Here is a 21598-nt window from a genome sequence, read left to right as displayed (position 1 = left end):
GGAGAAGGAGCTAGGCGAGACCCCACAGGGAGTGAAGCGACCGAGGAGGCTTGCCAGTTCCCCCGTAGGAAAGCGAGTTGTTTCCGCAGCCGCCCTCATCGATTTTAGGCAACGGACCCGAGATATCTCGAAATCGAGTGTTACACAATCCGGTCCGTTAGCTTAATAAGTCTTTTATAAAAAACACGGCAGTCGTGGTGACTGTCGTGTTTATTCATCTTCAAGATGGCGAATGCTTAGTGGTTTCTGCAGCGTTTTGTCTGTAACGTGTCGATAAAGCTGGATAACAAGCAGTCCATGCTTATAGGTGGCTTCCATTTTGTCGCTCCGGACAGGGAAAGGCAGATCAATGCTCCGTTCGAAAGTTCCGTCGGCGATTTCAGACATTAGCTGGTGACCACCGCGATGGTTGATCTCAATTTTTCCTTTTATCGTGAGGGTGGTGTGATCGACGAGTACTTCTACATTTTTCGGATGGCTCATTCCAGGAATATTCACATAGCATAAAAGCTCGTTATCATACTGATACATATTGATATGAGGGATAGAAGGCTTCATCATTCCCTCAAAGTCGCCCCAGAACTCATTGCCGAAAAACCGGTCTAAATTGGATTTCCAGTCTTTAAATTGATTCATGTCATCACCCTCCATAATTTGTCAGTATTTGCGATGAAAAATGATTGTGTCCCAGACTTCTCATAGTTTATAGTGTATGCAAGAAAGAGCCCATGGGTGAATATCCTGAATAGTAAGAGGGGCAGAGGCAGGAGGGTGCTGGATGTTTGAAAATCCGTTATTGCTGATTGGAATTATCTTGGCTGTTAATATTGTTTATGTATCGTTTTTAACGATGCGCATGATTTTTACCTTAAAAGGCCGCCGTTACACGGCAGCTTTCCTCAGCATGTTTGAAATTGTTACCTATATATATGGTTTAGGGATTGTGCTTGAGCGTTTGGATCAGATCGAAAATGTTATTGCTTACGCCATCGGTTACGGTCTTGGTGTCATCGTAGGTATGAAGATTGAAGAGAAGCTTGCTTTAGGGTATATTACGGTTAACGTTATTTCTTCAGACCCGGATATTGATTTTACCCGCAGACTTCGTGAGAAAGGATACGGAGTTACGAGCTGGTATGCTTATGGGATGGAAGGCGATCGGTTGGCTATGCAGATTTTAACACCGAGAAAGTATGAACTTTCTTTGTATGAAACCATCCGCACCATTGATCCTAAAGCATTTATTATAGCTTATGAACCTAAGCAGATTCATGGCGGATTCTGGGTTAAATCCGTTAGGAAAGGAAAGATCCGCGAAGATGCCGAAAAACAACAACAAGAAGCGCTTTGAAGTGCAAGAGCATGAAACCATTGGTCAATGCCTGGATCGTATGAAGAAGGAAGGCTATCTTCCTGTGCGCCGGGCGGAGGAGCCGATATTTCGTGAAGAGACGAAAAATGGTGAAAAAGTCATGGAACCCGTGAGTAAACGGATTGTATTTCATGCGGTGAAGGAATAAACACGAACGATACTAAGTTTATATTTTTTTAATGTTCGTCATTTACGTTGACATTTGTTTACGGCTATTGATATGATGGAAGCAGAAATTGCATAAAAGGAACCTCATATAGGACGGGAATACGGCCCGTTCGTCTCTACCTGGGAACCATGAATTCCCGGACTATGAGGGGAGTCCAAGCATTCTATATCAATCAACAGTCGACACGTATGCCTGTTCAACTCCTCTCATGATTTGAGGGAGCTTGAGCAGGTTTTTTTAATGAAAGAAGGGATAAACATGGCTGAAGTAGGTGTTATCATGGGTAGTATCTCCGATTGGGAGACGATGAAGAATGCCTGTGATGTATTAGATGAGTTACAAATCTCGTATGAAAAAGAAATCATTTCTGCCCATCGCACCCCGGAGGATATGTTTACCTATGCGGAACAGGCGAGGGAAAAAGGATTGAAAGTCATTATTGCAGGAGCTGGTGGAGCGGCTCACTTGCCAGGGATGGTGGCGGCAAAAACCACCCTGCCTGTCATTGGAGTTCCAGTAGAATCGAAATCACTTCAGGGACTCGATTCGCTGTTGTCTATTGTGCAAATGCCAGGCGGCGTGCCTGTTGCGACAGTGGCTATTGGAAAGGCCGGAGCGAAAAATGCAGGGATTCTGGCGGCGGAAATGATCGGAGCTTTTGATACGGAGACAGCGGAGCGTCTGGATGCGTATCGCGAGCAGATGAAAAATAAGGTCGAAGATATGAGGAGCGATTTAAATGGATCCTAATGTAATTAGACCAGGTCAAACGATCGGTATTTTAGGTGGAGGTCAGCTCGGAAGAATGATGGCCGTAGCTGCCAAACATATGGGGTATCGGATTGCGGTTCTTGACCCTGCCGAAGACTGCCCCTGCGCCCAGGTGGCTGATGAACACATCGTCGGTGCTTATGATGATGTGGAAGCGGCTGAACAGCTGAGCGAGCGCAGCGATGTCATTACGTATGAATTTGAAAATGTAGACCTTGAAGTGGCCCGTTTGTTTGAAAGTAACGGAAAATTACCTCAAGGTGCTTACTCTTTGGAAGTAACCCAAAACCGCGCCAAGGAAAAGCAGGAAGCCGTCGCAGCTGGTCTTTCAGTTCCTTTTTACGACATTGTCAATAGTTACGAGCAGTTCCTGGAGGCTCTTGATAAGACTGGCTATCCCGCGGTCATTAAAACGACCAGCGGTGGATATGACGGAAAAGGTCAGTTGAAGGTCGAACATGAAGATGAAGCAGCAAAGGCGCGGCAATTTATTAAAGAAGGACGCACGTATATCGTGGAGCAGTGGGTCGAATTCGATATGGAAATCTCACAAGTGTTTACGCGTGCTGCTAACGGTGAGATTACGTATTTCCCTATCCCTGAAAATATTCACAAGAATCATATTTTACATGAATCGAGAGTGCCTGCGGATTTAGGTGAAACCCTGGTGGAAAAGGTGCAGGAAGCGGTAAAACGCCTATCGGAACAGATGGGAATTGTAGGTACGTTTGCCGTCGAAATGTTCGTGAGCGGAGACGACATTTTTATTAATGAAATGGCCCCGCGGCCGCATAACTCTGGTCATTTTACCATTGAAGCCTGTAATGTCTCGCAGTTTGAACAGCATGTACGGGCGATTTGCGGACTTCCGCTGCTGCCGGTTCATTCTTTTCCATCAGCCGTTATGGTGAATGTTCTGGGTAAACATCGGCAAATTCTGATTGATAAGCTGGAATACTACCGTAATGTCCATTTTCATGATTATGGAAAGAAGGACGCACGCACGAACCGCAAGATGGGTCATCTCACGTTCATAGGGACAAGCCTGGAAGAGATTGACGAGAGAATTCAAGAAAATCAAATACATTTATGGTAGAGACCGAGGAGGAAGACGATGATAGAACGATATACAAGGCCTGAAATGGGGGCTATCTGGACAGAAGAAAACCGTTATGCAGCCTGGCTTGAGGTAGAACTGCTGGCTTGTGAAGCGTGGAGTGAACTTGGAAATATTCCAAAGGATGACGTGAAGAAATTGAGAGAGAAAGCTTCTTTTGACGTGGAGCGAATTCATGAAATTGAAGCAGAAACTCGTCATGATGTGGTTGCTTTTACCCGCGCTGTTTCTGAAACAGTCGGTGAAGAAAGGAAATGGGTCCATTATGGCCTGACATCAACGGATGTCGTAGATACGGCCCTTTCTTATCAGTTAAAGCAGGCAAACGCCATTATCCGCAAAGATCTCGTAAACTTTATTGAGATTTTAGGGGAGAAGGCACGCGAACATAAACATACAGTGATGATGGGGCGTACGCATGGTGTACATGCAGAACCTACCACGTTTGGATTGAAGCTGGCTCTTTATTACGAAGAGATGAAGCGTAATCTGGAACGCCTGGATCTTGCGATTAAGCACATTGAAGTTGGGAAGCTTTCTGGAGCCGTTGGAACATATGCAAACATTGATCCTTTTATTGAAGAGTATGTGTGCGAAAAGCTGGGCATTGCACCGGCACCGGTATCCACGCAGACGCTGCAGCGTGACCGTCATGCTCATTACGTATCTACATTGGCCTTGATTGCGACATCTATCGAGAAAATTGCCGTAGAAATCCGCGGCCTGCAGAAGACAGAAACGCGGGAGGTAGAAGAATTCTTCGCGAAAGGCCAAAAAGGATCGTCTGCAATGCCGCATAAACGAAACCCGATTGGATCGGAGAATATGACGGGCATGGCTCGCGTACTGCGCGGAGAAATGGTAACTGCTTTTGAAAATGTGCCTCTTTGGCATGAGCGGGACATCTCTCATTCGTCTGCCGAGCGCGTGATTCTGCCAGATGCGACGATTGCTATTAACTACATGCTCAATCGTTTCGCTTCAATCGTTAAGAATTTGACGGTCTTCCCGGAACGGATGCAGGAGAATATGGAGAAAACGTACGGATTGATTTTCTCTCAAAGAGTGCTGCTGACGCTGATTGATGAAGGCATGGTCCGTGAAGAAGCTTATGATCTGGTACAGCCCAAAGCCATGGAAGCGTGGGAACGTGGTGTTCCATTCCGTGAACTGGTAGAAGCGGATGAGCAGATCAAGGCGACGCTGTCAGAAGAACAGCTGGATGCCTGCTTTGATTACAAGCATCACCTGAAAAACGTCGATCGCATCTTCAGCCGCATCGGCCTGTAAATTACCAATAACTGTATGACCTGGTCCTCCAAGTATTTACAGACCAGGTCATACATAAATTACCAAACTATCAATTTATTAAACTGCCAGATCTTTTTATTTCTATATTTGAGTGAGGTGTCTATTGATGAAGGGTTCGCTGTTATATGAAGGAAAAGCCAAGAAAGTTTATCACGTGACGGATCAGCCGGAACATTTAATTTTATCTTATAAGAACGACGCCACCGCCTTTAACGGCAAGAAAAAAGATCAATTTGAAGGCAAAGGCCGGCTGAACAATTTGATTACCTCGCGAGTATTTGATTATTTAAAGCTGCAACATATTCCATCCCACTTTATTGAAGCGTTGAACGATACGGAACAATTAGTTGAGAAAACGACCATCATTCCTCTCGAAGTGGTTGTTCGTAATGTCGCTGCCGGCAGCATAACACGCAGGCTTGGTATCGAAGAAAAAACAACCTTCACCCCGCCCATTGTCGAATTATTTTATAAAAAAGATGAACTGGATGATCCGATCATTAACGACGTTCATGCCTATCACCTGACAGATGTCAGCGAACAGGAATTAACCCGCATTAAAGAAATGGCCCTTACGATCAATGAACATTTAATCGAACTATTTAAGCAGGCTGGACTGCAGCTAGTGGATTTCAAGCTGGAATTCGGACGCTTAAAAGACGGAACGATTGTCCTGGCTGACGAAGTTTCCCCGGATACCTGCCGTCTTTGGGATTTAGAGAGCGGACAGAAATTGGATAAGGATGTCTTCCGCGAGGGCATTGGGAACCTGATCGAAACATACGAACTCATATTACAACGACTGGAGGAAAACGCATGCGCAAAGTAAAGATCTACATCACATTAAAAGAAGGGGTTCTTGATCCCCAGGGGAAAGCCGTACAGAACTCCCTTCATTCCCTGGAGTATAAAAACGTCAGCGAGGTACGTGTTGGCAAGTATATGGAAGTTATGATGGAAGACACGAACGATATTGAAGAGCAGGTAGATAAGATGTGCGATCAATTGCTTGCGAACCCAGTCATTGAAAATTACACCTACACGATCGAGGAGGTTGTCTAAGTGAAATTTGCTGTCGTCGTATTTCCAGGCTCCAACTGTGATCGTGATATGTACTTCGCTGTCAAAGACGCCCTCGGAGAAGAAGCCGATCTTGTCTGGTATCAGGAAGCGGAGTTGAGCTCGTATGATGCCGTTCTTCTACCGGGCGGATTCTCTTATGGAGATTATTTGCGCTCAGGAGCCATCGCTTCTACTTCGGATGTGATTGGTCAGATCCGTGAAGCAGCGGAAGCGGGCAAACCGGTACTTGGTGTTTGTAACGGATTCCAGATTCTCCTTGAAATGGGGCTTTTACCAGGAGCTATGTTATCCAATAAGCATCTGAAGTTCATGTGCCATTTCGAAACATTGAAGGTGGAAAATGCGGAAACCATGTTCACCCGTGAGTATGAACCACAGGAAAAAATCAGCATCCCGATTGCTCATGGCGACGGAAACTATTATTGTGATGAAGCCACTTATCAGGAGCTGAAAGATAATCGCCAGATTGCTTTCACATATGAGAACAATCCCAACGGATCCGTAGGTGACATCGCTGGGATTACAAACAAAGCAGGTAATGTGCTTGGCATGATGCCTCACCCGGAACGAGCGGTGGAAGCTCTCGTTGGAAATGAAGACGGACTGCGTTTGTTCCAGTCTATTTTGACACATTGGAGGAATAACCATGCCATCAAAGCTTGAAATCAGCCCGGAACAGATCGAACAGCAAAAGCTTTACAGTGAAATGGGCCTGCGGGATGAAGAATATGCTTCCATTAAAGAGATTCTCGGCCGCCGTCCGAATTATACAGAAACCGGTCTATTCTCTGTTATGTGGTCGGAACATTGCAGTTACAAAAACTCCAAACCGCTTCTGAGGAAGTTTCCAACAGAAGGCCCGCAAGTCTTACAAGGTCCAGGAGAGGGCGCTGGCATCATCGATATTGGCGATGATCAGGCGGTTGTTTTCAAAATTGAAAGTCATAATCACCCTTCTGCTGTAGAGCCTTATCAGGGAGCAGCGACTGGAGTGGGCGGTATTTTAAGAGACGTCTTCTCCATGGGGGCACGCCCGATTGCTTTACTCAATTCCCTTCGATTTGGATCGCTGAAACAGCCTCGCGTTAAGTATTTGTTCGAAGAAGTAGTCCGTGGAATCGCGGGCTACGGCAACTGTGTCGGCGTCCCGACAGTAGGAGGCGAGGTCCAATTCGACAATGCCTACAACGGCAACCCGCTTGTAAACGCTATGTGTGTAGGGTTGATCGAGCACAAGGATATTCAAAAAGGAATTGCAGCCGGGATCGGCAATACAGTGATGTACGTTGGAGCTAAGACCGGGCGGGATGGTATTCACGGGGCAACCTTTGCCTCTGAGGAGCTCTCCGAAGAATCTGAAGAGAAGCGTCCTTCGGTACAGGTCGGAGACCCATTCATGGAAAAACTTCTGATTGAAGCTTGTCTGGATGTTATTCAGCACGAAGCTCTTGTAGGTATTCAGGATATGGGAGCTGCAGGACTTACTTCCTCAGCTAGTGAAATGGCCAGTAAAGCCGGGACGGGCATGACGATGAACCTTGATTTAATCCCTCAGCGCGAACTGGACATGACACCTTATGAAATGATGTTGTCTGAGTCTCAGGAACGCATGCTGCTTGTTGTAGAAAAAGGACGCGAAGAAGAAATCGCACAAGTCTTCCGTAAATATGATCTGGATGCTGTGGCAGTAGGAGAAGTTACGGATACGAAGCGCTTCCGCCTCGAGCATCGAGGAGAGATGGTGGCGGATGTACCGGTGGACAGCCTCGCGGAGGACGCTCCTGTCTATCATCAGCCTTCTGCGATTCCGGCTTACTATAACGATTTCCAGGCAATGGAGCCTTACGTCCCAACCGTAACGGACCATAGGTACACCCTTCATAATCTTTTAAGTCAGCCGACTATTGCCAGTAAAGAATGGGTCTATGACCAGTATGATTCCATGGTCCAGACGAACACCGTTGTATCTCCTGGCTCAGATGCAGCCGTATTACGGGTTCGAGGCACGGATAAAGCTCTTGCGATGACGACTGACTGTAACTCCCGCTATATCTATGTGGACCCAGAAGTCGGCGGCAAAATTGCTGTTGCGGAAGCAGCCCGGAATATTGTCTGCTCCGGCGGCCGACCTCTCGGACTAACAGACGGTTTGAACTTCGGATCTCCGGAAAACCCGGAAATCTTCTGGCAAATGGAAAAGAGTGTAGACGGAATGAGCGCAGCCTGTAATGAACTGGGGACACCGGTCATCAGCGGCAATGTTTCCTTATATAACGAATCATTTGGAGGTCAGGCCGTTTACCCTACTCCCGTTGTCGGCATGGTCGGGTTAATTGAGCATACCGAACAGATTACCACCTCCCATATGAAACAAGATGGTGATTTGATCTATCTCATTGGAGAAACGAAAGTTGAGTTTGGTGGAAGCGAACTTCAGGGACTGTTGGAAGACCGTCACTTCGGACCGGCTCCGGCCATTGATTTACAAATAGAAGCGCAGCGTCAGAACCAGGTACTGACGGCAATTCGTTCCGGTCTCGTGCAGTCGGCCCACGATCTTGCAGAAGGCGGACTTGGAGTGGCTTTGGCTGAGAGTTTATTTGAGCAGGAATTAGGCTGTGAAGTAACCATTGAAGGTGACCCAACCACCGCTTTATTCTCAGAAACCCAATCTCGTTTCCTTCTGTCAGTCAAGCCGGAAGATCGGGAAGCATTTGAGAAATTGGTCCCTGAAGGCCGTGTAATCGGAAATGTTAAAGGGGACGGGGGGTATCGCATCCTGTCGAACGATCAAGTCATTTTGGAAGATCAGACAACGAAGCTTAAACATACGTGGAAAGGAGCGATCCCATGCCTGGTGAAATCAAAGGTTTAAATGAAGAATGTGGTATTTTCGGCGTGTGGGGGCATCCTGATTCTGCCCAGCTGACGTATTACGGATTGCATGCTTTGCAGCACCGCGGTCAGGAAGGTGCCGGAATTGTTACAACAGACGGGAAACAAATGAAGCTCCATAAAGGACACGGGTTGATCAATGAGGTCTTCTCCCAGAACCAGCTCCAGGAGTTAAAAGGTCATGCATCTGCTGGACATGTCCGTTATGCGACAGCAGGCGACGGCGGTTACGAAAATATTCAGCCGCTGGTCTTCCGGTCTCAGACGGGTAGTCTTGCTCTTGCTCATAACGGTAATTTGGTCAACGCTCAGGCGCTGAAAAGTCAACTTGAAGGACAGGGAAGTATCCTTACAACCACCTCTGACACAGAAGTAGTGGCCCACTTAATTAAACGAGCACGTCATTTGCCTCTCGATGAAGCCATTATGGAGGCTCTATCCATGATTAAGGGAGCCTATGCCTTCTTATTAATGACAGAAGATCAAATGTTTGTCGCAAATGATCCGAGGGGGCTCCGCCCGATCAGTCTTGGTCAAATGGGTGACGCCTGGGTGGTTTCTTCTGAAACGTGTGGATTCGACGTGATCGGGGCCACACACGAACGCGAAGTGAAACCGGGTGAACTTGTGGTCATCTCAAATGAGGGAGTAGAAGCGAAACGCTATGCTTCCCCGATCCAGCGAACCCTTTGCTCGATGGAATATGTCTACTTTTCAAGACCGGACAGCAACCTGGACGGAAAAAACGTTCACGCATCCCGGAAGCGAATGGGTAAAGCGCTCGCCAAGGAAGCACCAGTGGAAGCGGATGTAGTCACAGGTGTACCGGATTCAAGCATATCAGCGGCTATCGGCTATGCGGAGGAATCAGGAATTCCTTATGAGCTTGGTCTCATTAAGAACCGTTACGTAGGCCGTACATTCATCCAGCCTTCTCAGGAACTCCGTGAGCAAGGGGTGAAAATGAAACTATCAGCCGTCCGAGGTATTGTCGAAGGAAAACGAGTGGTTATGGTCGATGACTCCATTGTGCGCGGAACAACCAGCCGGCGCATTGTCCAAATGCTCAAAGAAGCGGGCGCCAGCGAGGTTCATGTGCGCATCGCTTCTCCTCCGATTAAAAATCCTTGTTATTACGGGATCGATACGGCGAACAGCGGCGAACTGATTGCCTCTAACCGCTCGGTGGAAGAAATTGAAGAGCAGATCGGCGCCGACAGTCTGACTTTCCTTAGTCCTGATGGTTTGAACGAAGCCATCTATCAAGGAGAAGAATCGATCGAACACGGAGGATGCATGGCCTGCTTCACGGGCAATTATCCGACAGAGATTTATCCGAATACCGCACATCCATATGAAAAGCTGTAGAGAAATGGGGGAACCTCGATGAGTGAATCGTATAAACAGGCCGGTGTAGACGTGGAAGCTGGCTATGAATCCGTCGAGCGCATGAAAAAACATGTGCAGCGAACGATGCGTAAAGAAGTGATGGGAGGCCTTGGCGCTTTTGCCGGGCTGTTCGATATTAGTGAAATGAAGTATGAGCAACCGGTTCTCGTCACGGGTACGGATGGCGTAGGCACGAAGCTGAAACTTGCCTTTGAAATGAATAAACATGATACGATCGGGGTGGATGTGGTTGCGATGTGTGTGAACGATATTGCGGCACAGGGAGCAGATCCCCTTTTATTCTTAGATTACATCGCCTGTGGAAAAAATGAACCGGCGCGTATCGAACAGATCGTCAAAGGGATTGCGGATGGCTGTGAACAGTCGGGAGCGGCTCTTATCGGAGGAGAAACGGCCGAAATGCCAGGGATGTATGAGCTTGAAGAATATGATCTGGCCGGTTTTGTCGTAGGGATGGCCGATAAGAAACAGCTGGTGACCGGGGAATCGATTCAAGCGGGAGATGTGCTTATTGGTCTATCGTCATCAGGTGTGCACTCTAACGGCTTTTCTCTAGTTCGAAAAATCATAGAATCAAGCGAGCTGCAGCTGGACGAAGTGTACCCTGAATTCCAGCGCCCGCTTGGAGAGGAGCTTCTTACACCAACGCGAATTTACGTCCCGGCGATTCAGCGGTTAAAACAGGCTGTTACCATTAAGGGTATTGCTCATATTACAGGCGGCGGCTTTTATGAGAATATTCCTCGGGCGCTGCCTGAAGGGCTCGGGGCTCAAGTAGACCGGACAAGCTGGTCAGCTCCTTCCATTTTCTCTTTCTTACAGCATCACGGAAACCTAACCGAAGAGGACATGTTCGGTGTGTTTAACATGGGTATCGGAATGGTTACGGTTGTGTCGAAAGCAGATAAGGAAGCGGCACTTGCTGCTTTACAGGAAGCCGGGGAGACACCGGTGGTTATCGGGCAGGTTACAGATGAGGAAGGAATTCACTGGGTATGAGAAATATAGCGATTTTTGCCTCAGGCGCAGGCTCGAATTTTGATGCCATCGTTCAAGCCGTTGAAAGAGGAGATCTTGAAGCAAATATTTCTCTTTTGATCTGTGATCGTGTCGGGGCTCCTGTGATTGAAAAAGCCCAGCGTCATGATATTGATACCGTCGTGTTTACACCGAAAGTGTATGAAAATAAAGCGGCCTACGAAGCAGCTCTTCTTGAAGACTGCCGCTCAAGAAGTATTGATTACATCGTGCTGGCTGGATACATGAGGCTGCTTGGACCGACGCTGCTTAAACCCTATCAGAACCGAATCGTAAATATTCATCCATCTCTGCTGCCGGCCTTTCCAGGGAAAGATGCGATTGGTCAGGCACTTGATAAAAAAGTGAAAGTTACGGGTGTGACCGTTCATTTTGTAGATGATGGTATGGACACCGGACCGATTATCGATCAAGAAGCTATCCGCATTAAAGAGGACGATACCGAAGAAGATGTAAAACAAAAAATTCAGGCGGTCGAACATCGGCTGTACCCGGAAGTTATTCAGTCTTTACTGGTCAAGGAGGAATCGAAATGAAGAAACGCGCCTTACTCAGCGTATCAAACAAACAAGGATTAACAGATTTTGCGAAGCAGCTGCATGAACTAGACTACGAACTAATCTCGACCGGAGGAACAAAGCGGACGATTGAAGAAGCAGGTATTCCGGTGCTGTCGATTTCTGAAATTACCGATTTCCCTGAAATCATGGGCGGGCGTGTCAAAACCCTTCACCCGGCCGTACATGGCGGTCTTTTAGCCAAGCGCGGCAATGAAGACCATATGCAGCAGCTGGATGAACTGAATATCCAGACGATTGATCTGGTGGCCGTTAATTTATATCCATTTAAAGATACGATCGCGAACCCTGGCGTCACAGAAGCGGACGCTATTGAAAACGTAGATATCGGCGGACCGACGATGCTGCGGGCAGCAGCCAAGAGTTTTGAAGATGTAGCAGTTGTCGTAGATCCGGCTGACTATGATGAAGTAATTGCCGGATTACAAGATGAACTAACTTATGAGATACGCCGTAACCTTGCGGCGAAAGTTTTCCGCCATACGGCAAACTACGATGCTATGATTGCGGAGTATTTTACCGCTAAGACGGAACAAGCTTACCCGGAAACGTACACCGCTACGTATGAGAAAGTTCAATCCTTACGATATGGAGAGAACCCTCATCAATCCGCAAGCTTTTATAAAAAAGCGAATTATGAAGGTGCTTCTCTTGCGCAGGCTGAACAACTGAATGGCAAAGAGCTATCCTATAACAATATTCAGGATGCTAATGCAGCGCTTGAAGTCGTACTTGAATTCGAACAGCCAGCAGCGGTTGCCGTGAAACATATGAACCCATGCGGCGTAGGCGTGGGTGAAAACATCTACGACGCATACGTTAAGGCCTACGAAGGAGATCCAGTCTCTATTTTCGGTGGTATTGTAGCTTTGAACCGAGAAGTGGACGAAGCAACAGCCGCTAAGTTAAAAGAGATCTTCCTTGAAATCATCATTGCCCCTTCCTTCAGTCAGGGAGCTCTCGATATTCTGACGAAAAAGAAAAACCTGCGCCTGCTTACGGTTGAAATGAAAAAAGCAGAGGAGCAGACGCATAAGCTGACGAGTGTAAGCGGAGGTCTGCTTGTTCAGGATACGGATGAAGGTTCTGTTGATGTAACGGAGCTTGAAGTAGCGACCAGCCGGAAGCCGACCGATCAGGAGCTGCATGATTTGAAGCTTGGCTGGAAAGTGGTGAAGCATGTGAAATCGAACGCGATTGTCATTGCTAAAGGCGACCGTACACTGGGCGTCGGTGCGGGTCAAATGAACCGTGTAGGTGCTGCGAAAATTGCTCTCGAGCAGGCCGATGAGCAAGCGAAAGGGAGCATTATGGCTTCTGATGCCTTCTTCCCAATGCCGGATACAGTCGAAGCAGCGGCTGAAGCAGGTGTTACCGCGATCATCCAGCCGGGTGGTTCGAAGCGTGACCAGGATTCGATTGATGCCTGCGATAAGCACGGCATCGCCATGGTATTTACTAGAATGCGTCATTTCAAACATTAGAGGAAGAGGTGGACAGGCATGAAAATCATGGTCATCGGAAGAGGTGGAAGAGAACACAGCCTCATACAGAAGTTTGCGGAGAGTGAACAGGCAACGATGCTTTATGCCGTACCTGGAAATGCTGGTATGGAAGAATTGGCGGAGCGTGTAGCTATACCGGAAACCGATCAGCAGGAGTTAGTACGTTTTGCTAAAGAAAACGAAGTTGACCTGACGGTAGTCGGTCCTGAAAATCCGCTGCTTGAAGGGATTGTCGATGCCTTTCAGGAAGCAGGCTTAAAGGTTTTCGGACCTACTCAACAAGCTGCGCTGATCGAAGGCAGCAAACATTTCGCGAAACAGATCATGGAGCAGTATAAGATTCCTACCGCTTCCTATCAGGCCTTCACCGAAGCTGAGCCTGCTGTTGCCTATATTAAAGAAAAAGGCGCACCAATTGTCGTAAAAGCAGATGGTCTCGCTGCTGGCAAAGGAGTGGTCGTAGCAGAAACAAAAGAGCAGGCGATCGAAGCGGTAGAAGAGATGCTGGACGGTCAGTTTGGCGAAGCTAGTGAAGAGGTTGTCGTAGAGGAATTCTTGCAGGGAAAAGAGTTTTCCTTGATGGCTTTCGTCCAGGGTGAAAATGTGTTCCCCATGATTCCTGCAAGAGATCATAAGCGGGCGTTCGATGGTGATGAAGGTCCGAATACAGGTGGAATGGGAGCTTATGCACCTGTACCTGAATTAGAAGAGGGAGCCTATCAGACGGCGGTTTCTTCTATTCTTGAGCCGGCGGCGCGAGCTCTTGTAAAAGAAGGGCGTTCCTTTACCGGCATTTTATATGCCGGCCTAATTGAAAGTCCCGATGGACCTAAAGTAATTGAGTTCAACGCGCGCTTTGGAGATCCAGAGACGCAGGTCGTTCTGCCGCTGCTCGAAAATGATCTTGTGCAAGTAATGCTGGATGTTCTGGAAGGAAGGGACCCTGAGCTTACCTGGTCGAAAGAGGTTTGTGCAGGGGTGGTCGTCGCTTCGAGCGGATATCCGGGGGGATATGAGAAAGGACGGCCGTTACCTGTCTTAAAAGCACACGATCAGGCGTTTACGGTACATGCCGGTACGGAAAAAGACGAGGAAGGATATGTATCCAGCGGCGGGCGTGTCCTGCTTGCAGGTGCTAAAGATAAAACTCTCGCCCGGGCACTGGATGGCGTTTATGATTATTTGACCTGTTTTGAAGGGTTCTCTGACTTTTTCTATCGTCGTGACATCGGACACTCATCGATTTCTTCGACGGACACCTAAATAAAATAAGGCGGCGATCGAACCGATGATCGTGATGACAACGAATCCGACGTCTGTTAAATATTCCATAAAGTCCATTGATTTCATCCTTTATAAGAAGGACGGGGAGTGCCCCGTCCTTTTTTATTTCGGGATCAACCCGATTTCTTCATCATTAACTGCTGAACTGGTTTAGATTCTGCTGCCATCCTTGTTCAATGCCGTCTGTTTCCTCAGCCATTTCTTCAAAGGCTGCGGTTAACGGGCAGTAGCGGACAATACCTTCCGCTACTTTCATGGATGCGAGAACCACAAGCATAGGATGGACTTCTCTTGTCTTATTTGCTCGAATGGTCAGTAATGTCAGCATACTTAATCCAGCTGTAATTCGAACCATTGAGTTGATGATACCAATATTTGGTTTCATGGTCGGCTTCCTCCTTACCACATAAAGACTTCCTGTGTTACCATAGTACATATTGACTCGATAGGAGGACGCTCCATGAATGAAACACGATTCCGTTGGCGTAACCGGCAGCTGCGTGAACACGCAAGCGTCATGGATGGTACGCATGCGCCAACCAAATTAATTAAACATACCACTTATTTAAATGTCTATTTAAAACAATGGATGACTGGACATATATGGTTGTATGAAGACCGCATCATTTATACCGGTTCGGAGCTTCCTGCCAATCTAGAAGGAACAGAAATCATTGATGGAAAGGACAGTTACATTGTCCCGGGGTATATTGAACCCCACGCCCATCCTTTTCAATTATATAATCCCCGAAGCTTAGCGGAATATGCAGCGCGCACTGGTACCACATCATTAATCAACGATAATCTCATGTGGCTTTTTTTAACAAAAAAAGAGAAAGCGTTTTCGCTGCTGGAAGAATTCATGGATTTACCGGCTACGATGTACTGGTGGGCTCGTTTCGATCCACAGTCCGTCCTGCAGGATGAAGAGCGTGAAGCCTTTGATGAGCAGGTGGTTTCATGGATTGAGCACGATGCTGTCATTCAGGGCGGGGAACTCACAGCCTGGACGGATGTCTTGTATAATGGTGATGAACAAATCCTGCATTGGATGCAGGAGACGAAACGTGCCCGTAAGCCGCTTGAAGCCCACTTACCCGGGGCCAGTGAAAAAACGCTTGTAAAAATGCGTCTCTTAGGCATGGATTCAGAACATGAGTCCATGAACGCCGATGATGTAATAAAGCGGCTTTCGGTCGGTTATCAGACAGGAATCCGCTACTCGTCCATACGGCCGGATCTTCCTGAAATTTTTAAAGGTCTCAAGGAAAAGAATCATACACACTATGATCACCTGATGTACACGACCGATGGATCAACGCCTGGCTTTTATCGTGAAGGACTGATCAATATGTGCATACGACTTGCGATAGAGGCAGGTGTTCCCGTCATCGATGCTTATATGATGGCCACCTATCAGCCGGCACGTCACTTTAATATTGAAAACCGGGTAGGAAGTATTAATTCCGGACGCGTGGCTCACTTGAACTTTTTAACAGATCCCAAGGACCCGACTCCGCATTCCGTGATCGCTAAAGGAGAGTGGATAAAGCGCGATGGAGAGGATATTAAGTCTAGGAACTCTATCCAGTGGAAGAAGAACGGCATTGATCATTTAAATCTTAATTGGGAAATGAACGAGCAGGATATGCAGTTCTCTATGCCGATTGGAATGAAGATGATTAATGACGTGATTATGAAACCTTATGCGGTTGATATTGATGCATCTGCGTCACAGCTTCCAGCCGATACGGATGAAGCCTTCCTCATGCTCATGGACCGGGAAGGTAAATGGACCGTAAACACTCTGCTTAAAGGATTTACGGATTCGCTTGGGGCTCTTGCAAGCTCTTACTCCAATACAGGAGACCTTATCCTGATTGGTAAGTCGCGGTCGGATATTGAAAAAGCGTTTGCCCGAATGAAAGAAATCGGCGGTGGAATCGTTCTTGTAGATCAAGGGAAGATTCTCTTTGAATTGCCACTTCCTCTTGGCGGGATCATGTCTGATCTGCCGCTTGAAGATTTAATGGAGGAAGAAAGCAAACTGAAGGAATATTTGAAGCAGTACGGTTTTTCATTCTCCGATCCTGTGTACACGCTGCTTTTCTTATCATCCATGCATTTACCCTATATCCGAATCACACCGCTTGGTATTATGGATGTGAAAAAGAAAGAAGTACTCTATCCTTCCATCATGAGATAGTATAGAATGATATGAAAAAAATGATGAGGGAAGTGCGAGATGAGAAGGTTAACCTGGATGCTGCTATTTGGTTGTGTGCTGATGCCTCTGCAGGCCTGTGCGGGCGGGTCCCCTCAGGAGCCGGCCCCTTCACCAGAAGCTCCTGATGGAGTTTCTACCGAGAACGAGTCACTTGAAGAGGATGATCATGTTTTTCCATTAACCGGAGAACCGGCGGAGGGCAGGGTGGATCGCCGGGTGGTTTCTGTGATGATTAATAATCATACAAAAGCCCGGCCTCAATCCGGCTTAAGCCAGGCAGATATTGTCTTTGAAGTGTTGGCAGAGGGTCAGATCACCCGTTTTTTAGCTTTATTTCATAGTCAGCTACCTGATACAATAGGACCAGTGAGAAGCGCCAGACCATATTTTAATGAGTTGGCTTCTGGATTCGACGCACTGTATGTGTACCACGGAGCTTCTACAGCGATCAACCGTCACGTCGCTGAAAGCGGTATCCCTTACCTGGACGCAGCAGGCTATGATAACAATGGCTGGCTGTTTGAAAGGTCCGCTGAGAGAAAAGCTCCCCACAACTCCTATTTGCTGACGCAGGGTATTGAGCGGTTTATGAAAGAAAAGGGATACACAACCTCAGGCAGCATCGAGGTGTTACCTTTTGAAAAGGAAAACAGGGAAAACTCGGAAGGTACGCCCATTGATAAAGTAAACGTTATTTACTCCGAGCGACCCGAAGAAACCGTTACTTATTCATTTCGTGAGTCAGACGGAAACTTCGAGCGTTCCAGCGACGGGAAGCCCTCAGTCGATCACGAGAATGGCGAGCGGTTAGCTGTAGATAACGTTTGGATTGTTGAAACAAGACATACCATTATAGATTCACAAGGCCGGAGGGCTATAGATTTAACTTCCGGCGGAAACGGGTATCTATTACGAAAAGGGAAAATAATAGAGGCAGAATGGAAAAACGTGAACGGGCGGATCCTGCCTTATCGAGATGGACACCCCATTCGCTTCACCCCGGGCAATACCTGGGTGAATATTATCCCGGAACAAGCTAGAATAGAAACCACATATAGAAAGTAACCAAGGAGGAATCTTGACACATGCAGATTGATAAACTACGCGGGAAGACGCTGGATCAATTGTTCGAAGCGATTCTTTCTCTCCAGAATGTGGAAGAATGTTACGAGTTTTTTGATGACCTGGCGACTATGAATGAGGTTCAATCCCTGGCACAGCGCCTGGAAGTTGCCCGTATGCTTAGAGATGGATATACGTATCATAAAATCGAAACGGAAACAGGTGCGTCCACGGCGACCATTTCACGTGTGAAGCGCTGTTTGAACTATGGAAACGACGCCTACACTCAGGCGCTTGATCGTGTTCAGGAGAAGAAAACGGAATAAACCAGCAGGAGCAGTCCAATTCGTGTATTAAGTTGGGCTGTTTTTTTGTATGGTCGGGTTTAGACAACCTTGATGATTTTCATAAAAGGGTTATTATCCTATAGGATCGGATTGTGTAAGGCTCGATTTCGAGATATTATGGGTCCGTTGCCGCAAAAAGAGAGAGGCTGGCTACGGAAACAACTCGCTTTCCTGCGACCCTACACGAAGTAGGGTCGATCGACGTTGCCACAGGACGTGGCGACCTTAGTCGATCCTCCTTTTACCATAAGCCTCCTCGGGCGCTGTCACTCCCTGTGGGGTCTCGCCTAGCTCCTTCTCCCTCGGGAGTCTCGTCGTTTCCTTCGCCACCCTATGGTTGAAGAATGAACGGACCCTTCTATAGGCGATAGGGGTGATTGATCCTCCTAAAATGCTTCTATAGCGGGAATGATCCTTACGAACACGCTTATAGTTACAAGTTTATCTCCAACATAAACCGGCGCGTTTCGAACAAGATTTCGAGCTGCATATGTCGCAAGGTCCGGAGGGGGACGATGAAGACTCCTGTGGGATCAACATGATCGGTGAGACCCCGGAAGGCGAAGCCTGAGGAGGCTCAGCACATGCCCACGGAAAGCGAAATCGTCCCCCGAAGGACCTTCCGCCCAAACCAATATCTCGAAATCAAATCTAAAAGTATCGGAAGTTTTACTGGAAGTTTTGAGAGGGGGAAGTTCGACTAAGAGCGCCGCGTCGTGTGGCAACGTCGAACGACCCTGTGTCATGCAGGGACGAAAACTTTTGAATATATAAAGATAGGAGTGTAGATGGTGAAGGCTTTGTTTGTAGATAAGTGGAACAATGAATATATGCCGAATCGAACGGACTGGAAGCCGGAAGAAGGTATGTTTCGGATGAAGCCGTATCCGGTGGAATTTCCAATGAAGCAGATTAAAGAGAGACAGGCAGCTATGTGGCGGTATCAGGAAGCCTTGCCTTTTGAGAGCACAGATACATATACCTCTATAACTATGGGAGAAGGGATGACCCCGCTCGTCCCTCTGGATGGTGATCATCCTAACCTTTTAATGAAAATGGACTACCTGATGCCAACGGGTTCTTTTAAAGACCGCGGGGCTGCGGTTTTAATCGCAAAGGCGAAAGAACTCGGCGTATCCACTGTCATTGCCGACAGCAGCGGAAATGCCGGGACAGCTATTGCCGCGTATAGCGCTAGAGCCGGTATGAGCTGCCATATCTATGTGCCCGCTTCCACTTCTGAGAAAAAACTCGCTCAGATTGAAGCCCACGGGGCTCGTATCCATAAGGTTCCCGGATCACGTGAGGACACGGCTGAGGCCGCAAAGCAAGCAGTGGAGAAAGAAAACCTCTATTACGCAAGTCATGTGTACAATCCATTTTTCTATGAAGGTACGAAGACATTTGCTTTTGAAGTCTGGGAGCAGCTGGGGGAACAGGTGCCGGATTCCCTCATTCTCCCGGTCGGGAATGGGACACTTCTTCTGGGAGCATATATTGGATTTCAGAATTTAAAAGAGGCCGGCGCCATCAACCGGATGCCAAGAATAATTGGAGTGCAGTCCGAGAACTGTGCACCGATTGCCCATGCTTTTACCAACGATGAACCCGTGAGCCCGGCAGAAAACAGGGGCACGCTGGCGGAAGGGATCGCCATTGCTGCTCCCATGCGCGGGCCAGAAATTATAGAGGCGGTTAAAGATACGAAGGGAACCATCGTGACTGCACCTGAGGAAAACATAAAGTCTGCAGGAGAGGAACTAGCAGCGAAAGGTTTCTATGTAGAGCCTACAACTGCCGCTACGTACGCGGCTTATCAGCAGCATAAAGCAGAATTGGTCCATCCCGATGAGACGGTTGTGATGGTGCTGTGCGGATCAGGGCTGAAAAAATAGCTTCTAAGCAGGGCTGGACAGGCATAGGCTAGAAGAAACCTGTCCAAAAAGGGGATTTTTATGATGAAATCCTTATTGAAAAAAGGCCTGATGATCCTGTTGGGAAGCTTATTTATTTCGCTTGGTATCAACTTTTTCCTCATGCCGGATCATGTGCTTGATGGTGGTATGATCGGACTTGGCCTGATTGCCAATTACGTGTGGGGGTTGAAAGTCGGTTTCACCATCATTTTGTGCAGTATCCCGATTTTTACGATAGCCTGGTTCAGGTACCGCGCCTATTTTTATAATAGTCTCCATGGACTGCTCATCTCCTCCTTTTTCATTGATGTTCTTCATGGGCTAAGAGCCTATCACCTGCCACTTGATCCGGCGCTCAGTTCCATCGTAGGCGGCGCGTTCGTAGGGGGAGGGATTGGACTAATGCTCCGGCATAAGACAAGCACCGGAGGAACTGACCTCCTTGCCCAAATGATAGCGGATATATCACGAATGAATGTAGGTTTTGTGATTTTCTTCATCGACCTTATGATTATTGGAATAAGCGGCTATGTTTTCTCCATGGAAACGCTGCTGTTATCCACCATCACTATATTAAGTGTGGGCCTGGTGACGATGCTGTGCACGTCGTCGCGGTTCTTTCCGAGTCGTTCAATTTTAGATTGAACGGCTTTTTTGTTTGGGTCAGAAAGTCCTTGAGTACGGAGGCCTCTCCTCTTAAGCAGATTAGACATAAAACATTCGCTAATTTATCTCCCTTATCCATTCAACCCAGTAAGCAAAGTTTGCTATAATAAGTGAATGGATAAAAGTTTTTTTGGAGGACGGAAATGGACAAACTGAGCGAGTGGAAGCATGTCTTCAAGCTGGATCCGCAAAAGACGTTGTCGGATCATGACCTGCAATTGATCTTGGAATCAGGTACGGATGCTGTGATTATCGGAGGTACCGACGGTGTGACCTTTGAAAATGTGAGTGATTTGTTTGACCGTGTCCAGCCCTATGATGTGCCGTGTCTGTTGGAAGTTTCAGATATAGAAGTAATTGCTCCTGAGTTTGATGGGTATCTCATTCCAATGGTGCTGAACAGCCGTGAGAAAAAGTGGATGCTCGATATTCATCATCAAGCGGTGAAGGAATATGGCGACATAGTGGATTGGGATCAGATGGTAGTTGAAGGCTACTGCGTCTTAAATGAAGAAGCTAAAGTTTTCAAACATGCTGAATGTTATCTCCCTGATGAAGAGGATGTTCTTGCCTATGCAAGGATGGCTGAACATATGTTTCATTTGCCGGTTTTTTACTTAGAATACAGCGGCACTTATGGAGATCCTGAACTTGTTAAAAAAATAACCAATGAATTACAACATACAACAGTCGTTTACGGCGGCGGTATCAGGTCGAGGGAGCAGGCGGAGGAAATGAGTGCCTGTGCAGACGTGATTGTCGTTGGTAATGTACTGTACGAAGACCTTAATGCTGCCTTGAAGACCGTCAGCGCAGCGAAGAATTCTAATTTTGATTAAGGATGGTG

General features: G+C 47.3%; 23 protein-coding genes and 1 riboswitch. Of the genes, 20 read left to right on the top strand and 3 right to left on the bottom strand.

Going from position 1 to position 21598, the window contains the following annotated elements:
* Window positions 1–210: 210 nt before the first annotated feature.
* Window positions 211–636, bottom strand: a complete 426-nt coding sequence (locus LCM11_RS06775; protein ID WP_224893481.1) for an Hsp20/alpha crystallin family protein — start codon at window positions 634–636, stop codon at window positions 211–213.
* A gap of 142 nt (window positions 637–778) precedes the next feature.
* On the opposite strand from LCM11_RS06775, the gene LCM11_RS06770 reads away from it, so the two are divergent.
* From LCM11_RS06770 to purD, 14 genes are all read left to right on the top strand, one after another.
* Window positions 779–1351, top strand: coding sequence for a DUF2179 domain-containing protein (locus LCM11_RS06770; protein ID WP_224893480.1), 573 nt, complete (start codon window positions 779–781; stop codon window positions 1349–1351).
* The gene (locus tag LCM11_RS06765) at window positions 1320–1520 is read left to right on the top strand and encodes an NETI motif-containing protein (RefSeq protein ID WP_014641863.1); all 201 of its coding nucleotides are present in this window, start codon (window positions 1320–1322) and stop codon (window positions 1518–1520) included. The genes LCM11_RS06770 and LCM11_RS06765 overlap by 32 nt, the downstream gene beginning before the upstream one ends.
* Before the next feature lie 84 nt (window positions 1521–1604).
* Window positions 1605–1705, top strand: a riboswitch (purine riboswitch).
* A gap of 94 nt (window positions 1706–1799) precedes the next feature.
* On the top strand, window positions 1800–2291 hold the full coding sequence (gene purE / locus LCM11_RS06760) for a 5-(carboxyamino)imidazole ribonucleotide mutase (RefSeq protein WP_224893479.1): 492 nt from the start codon (window positions 1800–1802) through the stop codon (window positions 2289–2291).
* Window positions 2281–3408, top strand: coding sequence for a 5-(carboxyamino)imidazole ribonucleotide synthase (gene purK / locus LCM11_RS06755; RefSeq protein ID WP_224893478.1), 1128 nt, complete (start codon window positions 2281–2283; stop codon window positions 3406–3408). Before purE ends, purK begins: the two co-directional genes overlap by 11 nt.
* An 18-nt stretch (window positions 3409–3426) precedes the next feature.
* Entirely contained in the window at window positions 3427–4719 is a 1293-nt protein-coding gene (gene purB, locus LCM11_RS06750; RefSeq protein ID WP_224893477.1) for an adenylosuccinate lyase, read from the top strand.
* Window positions 4720–4846: 127 nt separating this feature from the next.
* On the top strand, window positions 4847–5569 hold the full coding sequence (purC, locus tag LCM11_RS06745; RefSeq protein WP_318246142.1) for a phosphoribosylaminoimidazolesuccinocarboxamide synthase: 723 nt from the start codon (window positions 4847–4849) through the stop codon (window positions 5567–5569).
* Window positions 5557–5802 (top strand): phosphoribosylformylglycinamidine synthase subunit PurS, encoded by a 246-nt coding sequence (purS, locus tag LCM11_RS06740; RefSeq protein WP_089754368.1) that lies wholly within the window; start codon window positions 5557–5559, stop codon window positions 5800–5802. The genes purC and purS overlap by 13 nt, the downstream gene beginning before the upstream one ends.
* On the top strand, window positions 5803–6486 hold the full coding sequence (gene purQ / locus LCM11_RS06735) for a phosphoribosylformylglycinamidine synthase subunit PurQ (RefSeq protein WP_224893475.1): 684 nt from the start codon (window positions 5803–5805) through the stop codon (window positions 6484–6486).
* Window positions 6470–8698 carry a phosphoribosylformylglycinamidine synthase subunit PurL gene (purL, locus tag LCM11_RS06730; protein ID WP_224893474.1) on the top strand — a complete coding sequence of 743 codons (2229 nt, stop codon included), beginning with the start codon at window positions 6470–6472 and terminating at the stop codon, window positions 8696–8698. Before purQ ends, purL begins: the two co-directional genes overlap by 17 nt.
* The gene (gene purF, locus LCM11_RS06725) at window positions 8674–10086 is read left to right on the top strand and encodes an amidophosphoribosyltransferase (protein WP_224893473.1); all 1413 of its coding nucleotides are present in this window, start codon (window positions 8674–8676) and stop codon (window positions 10084–10086) included. Before purL ends, purF begins: the two co-directional genes overlap by 25 nt.
* Before the next feature lie 18 nt (window positions 10087–10104).
* Window positions 10105–11127, top strand: a complete 1023-nt coding sequence (gene purM / locus LCM11_RS06720; RefSeq protein WP_224893472.1) for a phosphoribosylformylglycinamidine cyclo-ligase — start codon at window positions 10105–10107, stop codon at window positions 11125–11127.
* On the top strand, window positions 11124–11702 hold the full coding sequence (gene purN / locus LCM11_RS06715) for a phosphoribosylglycinamide formyltransferase (protein ID WP_224893471.1): 579 nt from the start codon (window positions 11124–11126) through the stop codon (window positions 11700–11702). Before purM ends, purN begins: the two co-directional genes overlap by 4 nt.
* On the top strand, window positions 11699–13228 hold the full coding sequence (gene purH, locus LCM11_RS06710) for a bifunctional phosphoribosylaminoimidazolecarboxamide formyltransferase/IMP cyclohydrolase (protein WP_224893470.1): 1530 nt from the start codon (window positions 11699–11701) through the stop codon (window positions 13226–13228). The genes purN and purH overlap by 4 nt, the downstream gene beginning before the upstream one ends.
* Window positions 13229–13246: 18 nt before the next feature.
* Window positions 13247–14512: a phosphoribosylamine--glycine ligase gene (gene purD / locus LCM11_RS06705; protein WP_224893469.1), complete on the top strand. Its 1266-nt coding sequence runs from the start codon at window positions 13247–13249 to the stop codon at window positions 14510–14512.
* Here purD and LCM11_RS20550 read toward each other — a convergent pair.
* Together LCM11_RS20550 and LCM11_RS06700 are read right to left on the bottom strand one after the other, a co-directional pair.
* Window positions 14486–14581, bottom strand: coding sequence for an EYxxD motif small membrane protein (locus LCM11_RS20550; RefSeq protein ID WP_412098135.1), 96 nt, complete (start codon window positions 14579–14581; stop codon window positions 14486–14488). The two genes, purD and LCM11_RS20550, sit on opposite strands and share 27 nt — an antisense overlap.
* A gap of 85 nt (window positions 14582–14666) precedes the next feature.
* The gene (locus LCM11_RS06700; RefSeq protein WP_014641876.1) at window positions 14667–14918 is read right to left on the bottom strand and encodes a DUF2892 domain-containing protein; all 252 of its coding nucleotides are present in this window, start codon (window positions 14916–14918) and stop codon (window positions 14667–14669) included.
* A 75-nt stretch (window positions 14919–14993) separates the two neighbouring features.
* Between LCM11_RS06700 and LCM11_RS06695 the strand changes: the two genes are divergently transcribed.
* The 6 genes from LCM11_RS06695 (at window position 14994) to LCM11_RS06670 (ending at window position 21590) form a co-directional block, all read left to right on the top strand.
* A complete protein-coding gene (locus LCM11_RS06695) occupies window positions 14994–16739 on the top strand; it encodes an adenine deaminase C-terminal domain-containing protein (protein WP_224893468.1) in 1746 nt (581 codons plus the stop codon).
* A 39-nt stretch (window positions 16740–16778) separates the two neighbouring features.
* Window positions 16779–17825 carry a DUF3048 domain-containing protein gene (locus LCM11_RS06690; protein ID WP_224893467.1) on the top strand — a complete coding sequence of 349 codons (1047 nt, stop codon included), beginning with the start codon at window positions 16779–16781 and terminating at the stop codon, window positions 17823–17825.
* Between the two features lie 20 nt (window positions 17826–17845).
* Window positions 17846–18148, top strand: a complete 303-nt coding sequence (locus tag LCM11_RS06685; RefSeq protein WP_014641879.1) for a YerC/YecD family TrpR-related protein — start codon at window positions 17846–17848, stop codon at window positions 18146–18148.
* Window positions 18149–18957: 809 nt separating this feature from the next.
* Window positions 18958–20064: a threonine synthase gene (gene thrC, locus LCM11_RS06680; protein WP_412098134.1), complete on the top strand. Its 1107-nt coding sequence runs from the start codon at window positions 18958–18960 to the stop codon at window positions 20062–20064.
* Window positions 20065–20124: 60 nt separating this feature from the next.
* The gene (locus LCM11_RS06675) at window positions 20125–20730 is read left to right on the top strand and encodes a YitT family protein (RefSeq protein ID WP_014641881.1); all 606 of its coding nucleotides are present in this window, start codon (window positions 20125–20127) and stop codon (window positions 20728–20730) included.
* A 164-nt stretch (window positions 20731–20894) separates the two neighbouring features.
* The gene (locus tag LCM11_RS06670; RefSeq protein WP_224893465.1) at window positions 20895–21590 is read left to right on the top strand and encodes a heptaprenylglyceryl phosphate synthase; all 696 of its coding nucleotides are present in this window, start codon (window positions 20895–20897) and stop codon (window positions 21588–21590) included.
* Window positions 21591–21598: the final 8 nt, after the last annotated feature.

The sequence above is a fragment of the Halobacillus halophilus genome (assembly GCF_020171985.1).
In the GTDB taxonomy this organism is placed as follows: domain Bacteria; phylum Bacillota; class Bacilli; order Bacillales; family Halobacillaceae; genus Halobacillus; species Halobacillus halophilus_A.
This window is presented reverse-complemented; position numbering and strand designations above follow the sequence as displayed.

Bases quoted from the DNA above. Each gene is read 5' to 3' on its own strand.
- LCM11_RS06685 (WP_014641879.1), top strand. From the start codon at position 17,846: ATGCAGATTGATAAACTACGCGGGAAGACGCTGGATCAATTGTTCGAA.
- LCM11_RS06690 (WP_224893467.1), top strand. From the start codon at position 16,779: ATGAGAAGGTTAACCTGGATGCTGCTATTTGGTTGTGTGCTGATGCCT.
- LCM11_RS06700 (WP_014641876.1), bottom strand. From the start codon at position 14,918: ATGAAACCAAATATTGGTATCATCAACTCAATGGTTCGAATTACAGCT.
- purC (WP_318246142.1), top strand. From the start codon at position 4,847: ATGAAGGGTTCGCTGTTATATGAAGGAAAAGCCAAGAAAGTTTATCAC.
- thrC (WP_412098134.1), top strand. From the start codon at position 18,958: ATGGTGAAGGCTTTGTTTGTAGATAAGTGGAACAATGAATATATGCCG.
- purD (WP_224893469.1), top strand. From the start codon at position 13,247: ATGAAAATCATGGTCATCGGAAGAGGTGGAAGAGAACACAGCCTCATA.
- LCM11_RS06670 (WP_224893465.1), top strand. From the start codon at position 20,895: ATGGACAAACTGAGCGAGTGGAAGCATGTCTTCAAGCTGGATCCGCAA.
- LCM11_RS06775 (WP_224893481.1), bottom strand. From the start codon at position 636: ATGAATCAATTTAAAGACTGGAAATCCAATTTAGACCGGTTTTTCGGC.
- LCM11_RS20550 (WP_412098135.1), bottom strand. From the start codon at position 14,581: ATGGAATATTTAACAGACGTCGGATTCGTTGTCATCACGATCATCGGT.
- LCM11_RS06695 (WP_224893468.1), top strand. From the start codon at position 14,994: ATGAATGAAACACGATTCCGTTGGCGTAACCGGCAGCTGCGTGAACAC.
- purN (WP_224893471.1), top strand. From the start codon at position 11,124: ATGAGAAATATAGCGATTTTTGCCTCAGGCGCAGGCTCGAATTTTGAT.
- purL (WP_224893474.1), top strand. From the start codon at position 6,470: ATGCCATCAAAGCTTGAAATCAGCCCGGAACAGATCGAACAGCAAAAG.
- purK (WP_224893478.1), top strand. From the start codon at position 2,281: ATGGATCCTAATGTAATTAGACCAGGTCAAACGATCGGTATTTTAGGT.
- LCM11_RS06675 (WP_014641881.1), top strand. From the start codon at position 20,125: ATGATGAAATCCTTATTGAAAAAAGGCCTGATGATCCTGTTGGGAAGC.
- purE (WP_224893479.1), top strand. From the start codon at position 1,800: ATGGCTGAAGTAGGTGTTATCATGGGTAGTATCTCCGATTGGGAGACG.
- LCM11_RS06770 (WP_224893480.1), top strand. From the start codon at position 779: ATGTTTGAAAATCCGTTATTGCTGATTGGAATTATCTTGGCTGTTAAT.
- purF (WP_224893473.1), top strand. From the start codon at position 8,674: ATGCCTGGTGAAATCAAAGGTTTAAATGAAGAATGTGGTATTTTCGGC.
- purB (WP_224893477.1), top strand. From the start codon at position 3,427: ATGATAGAACGATATACAAGGCCTGAAATGGGGGCTATCTGGACAGAA.
- LCM11_RS06765 (WP_014641863.1), top strand. From the start codon at position 1,320: ATGCCGAAAAACAACAACAAGAAGCGCTTTGAAGTGCAAGAGCATGAA.
- purS (WP_089754368.1), top strand. From the start codon at position 5,557: ATGCGCAAAGTAAAGATCTACATCACATTAAAAGAAGGGGTTCTTGAT.
- purM (WP_224893472.1), top strand. From the start codon at position 10,105: ATGAGTGAATCGTATAAACAGGCCGGTGTAGACGTGGAAGCTGGCTAT.
- purH (WP_224893470.1), top strand. From the start codon at position 11,699: ATGAAGAAACGCGCCTTACTCAGCGTATCAAACAAACAAGGATTAACA.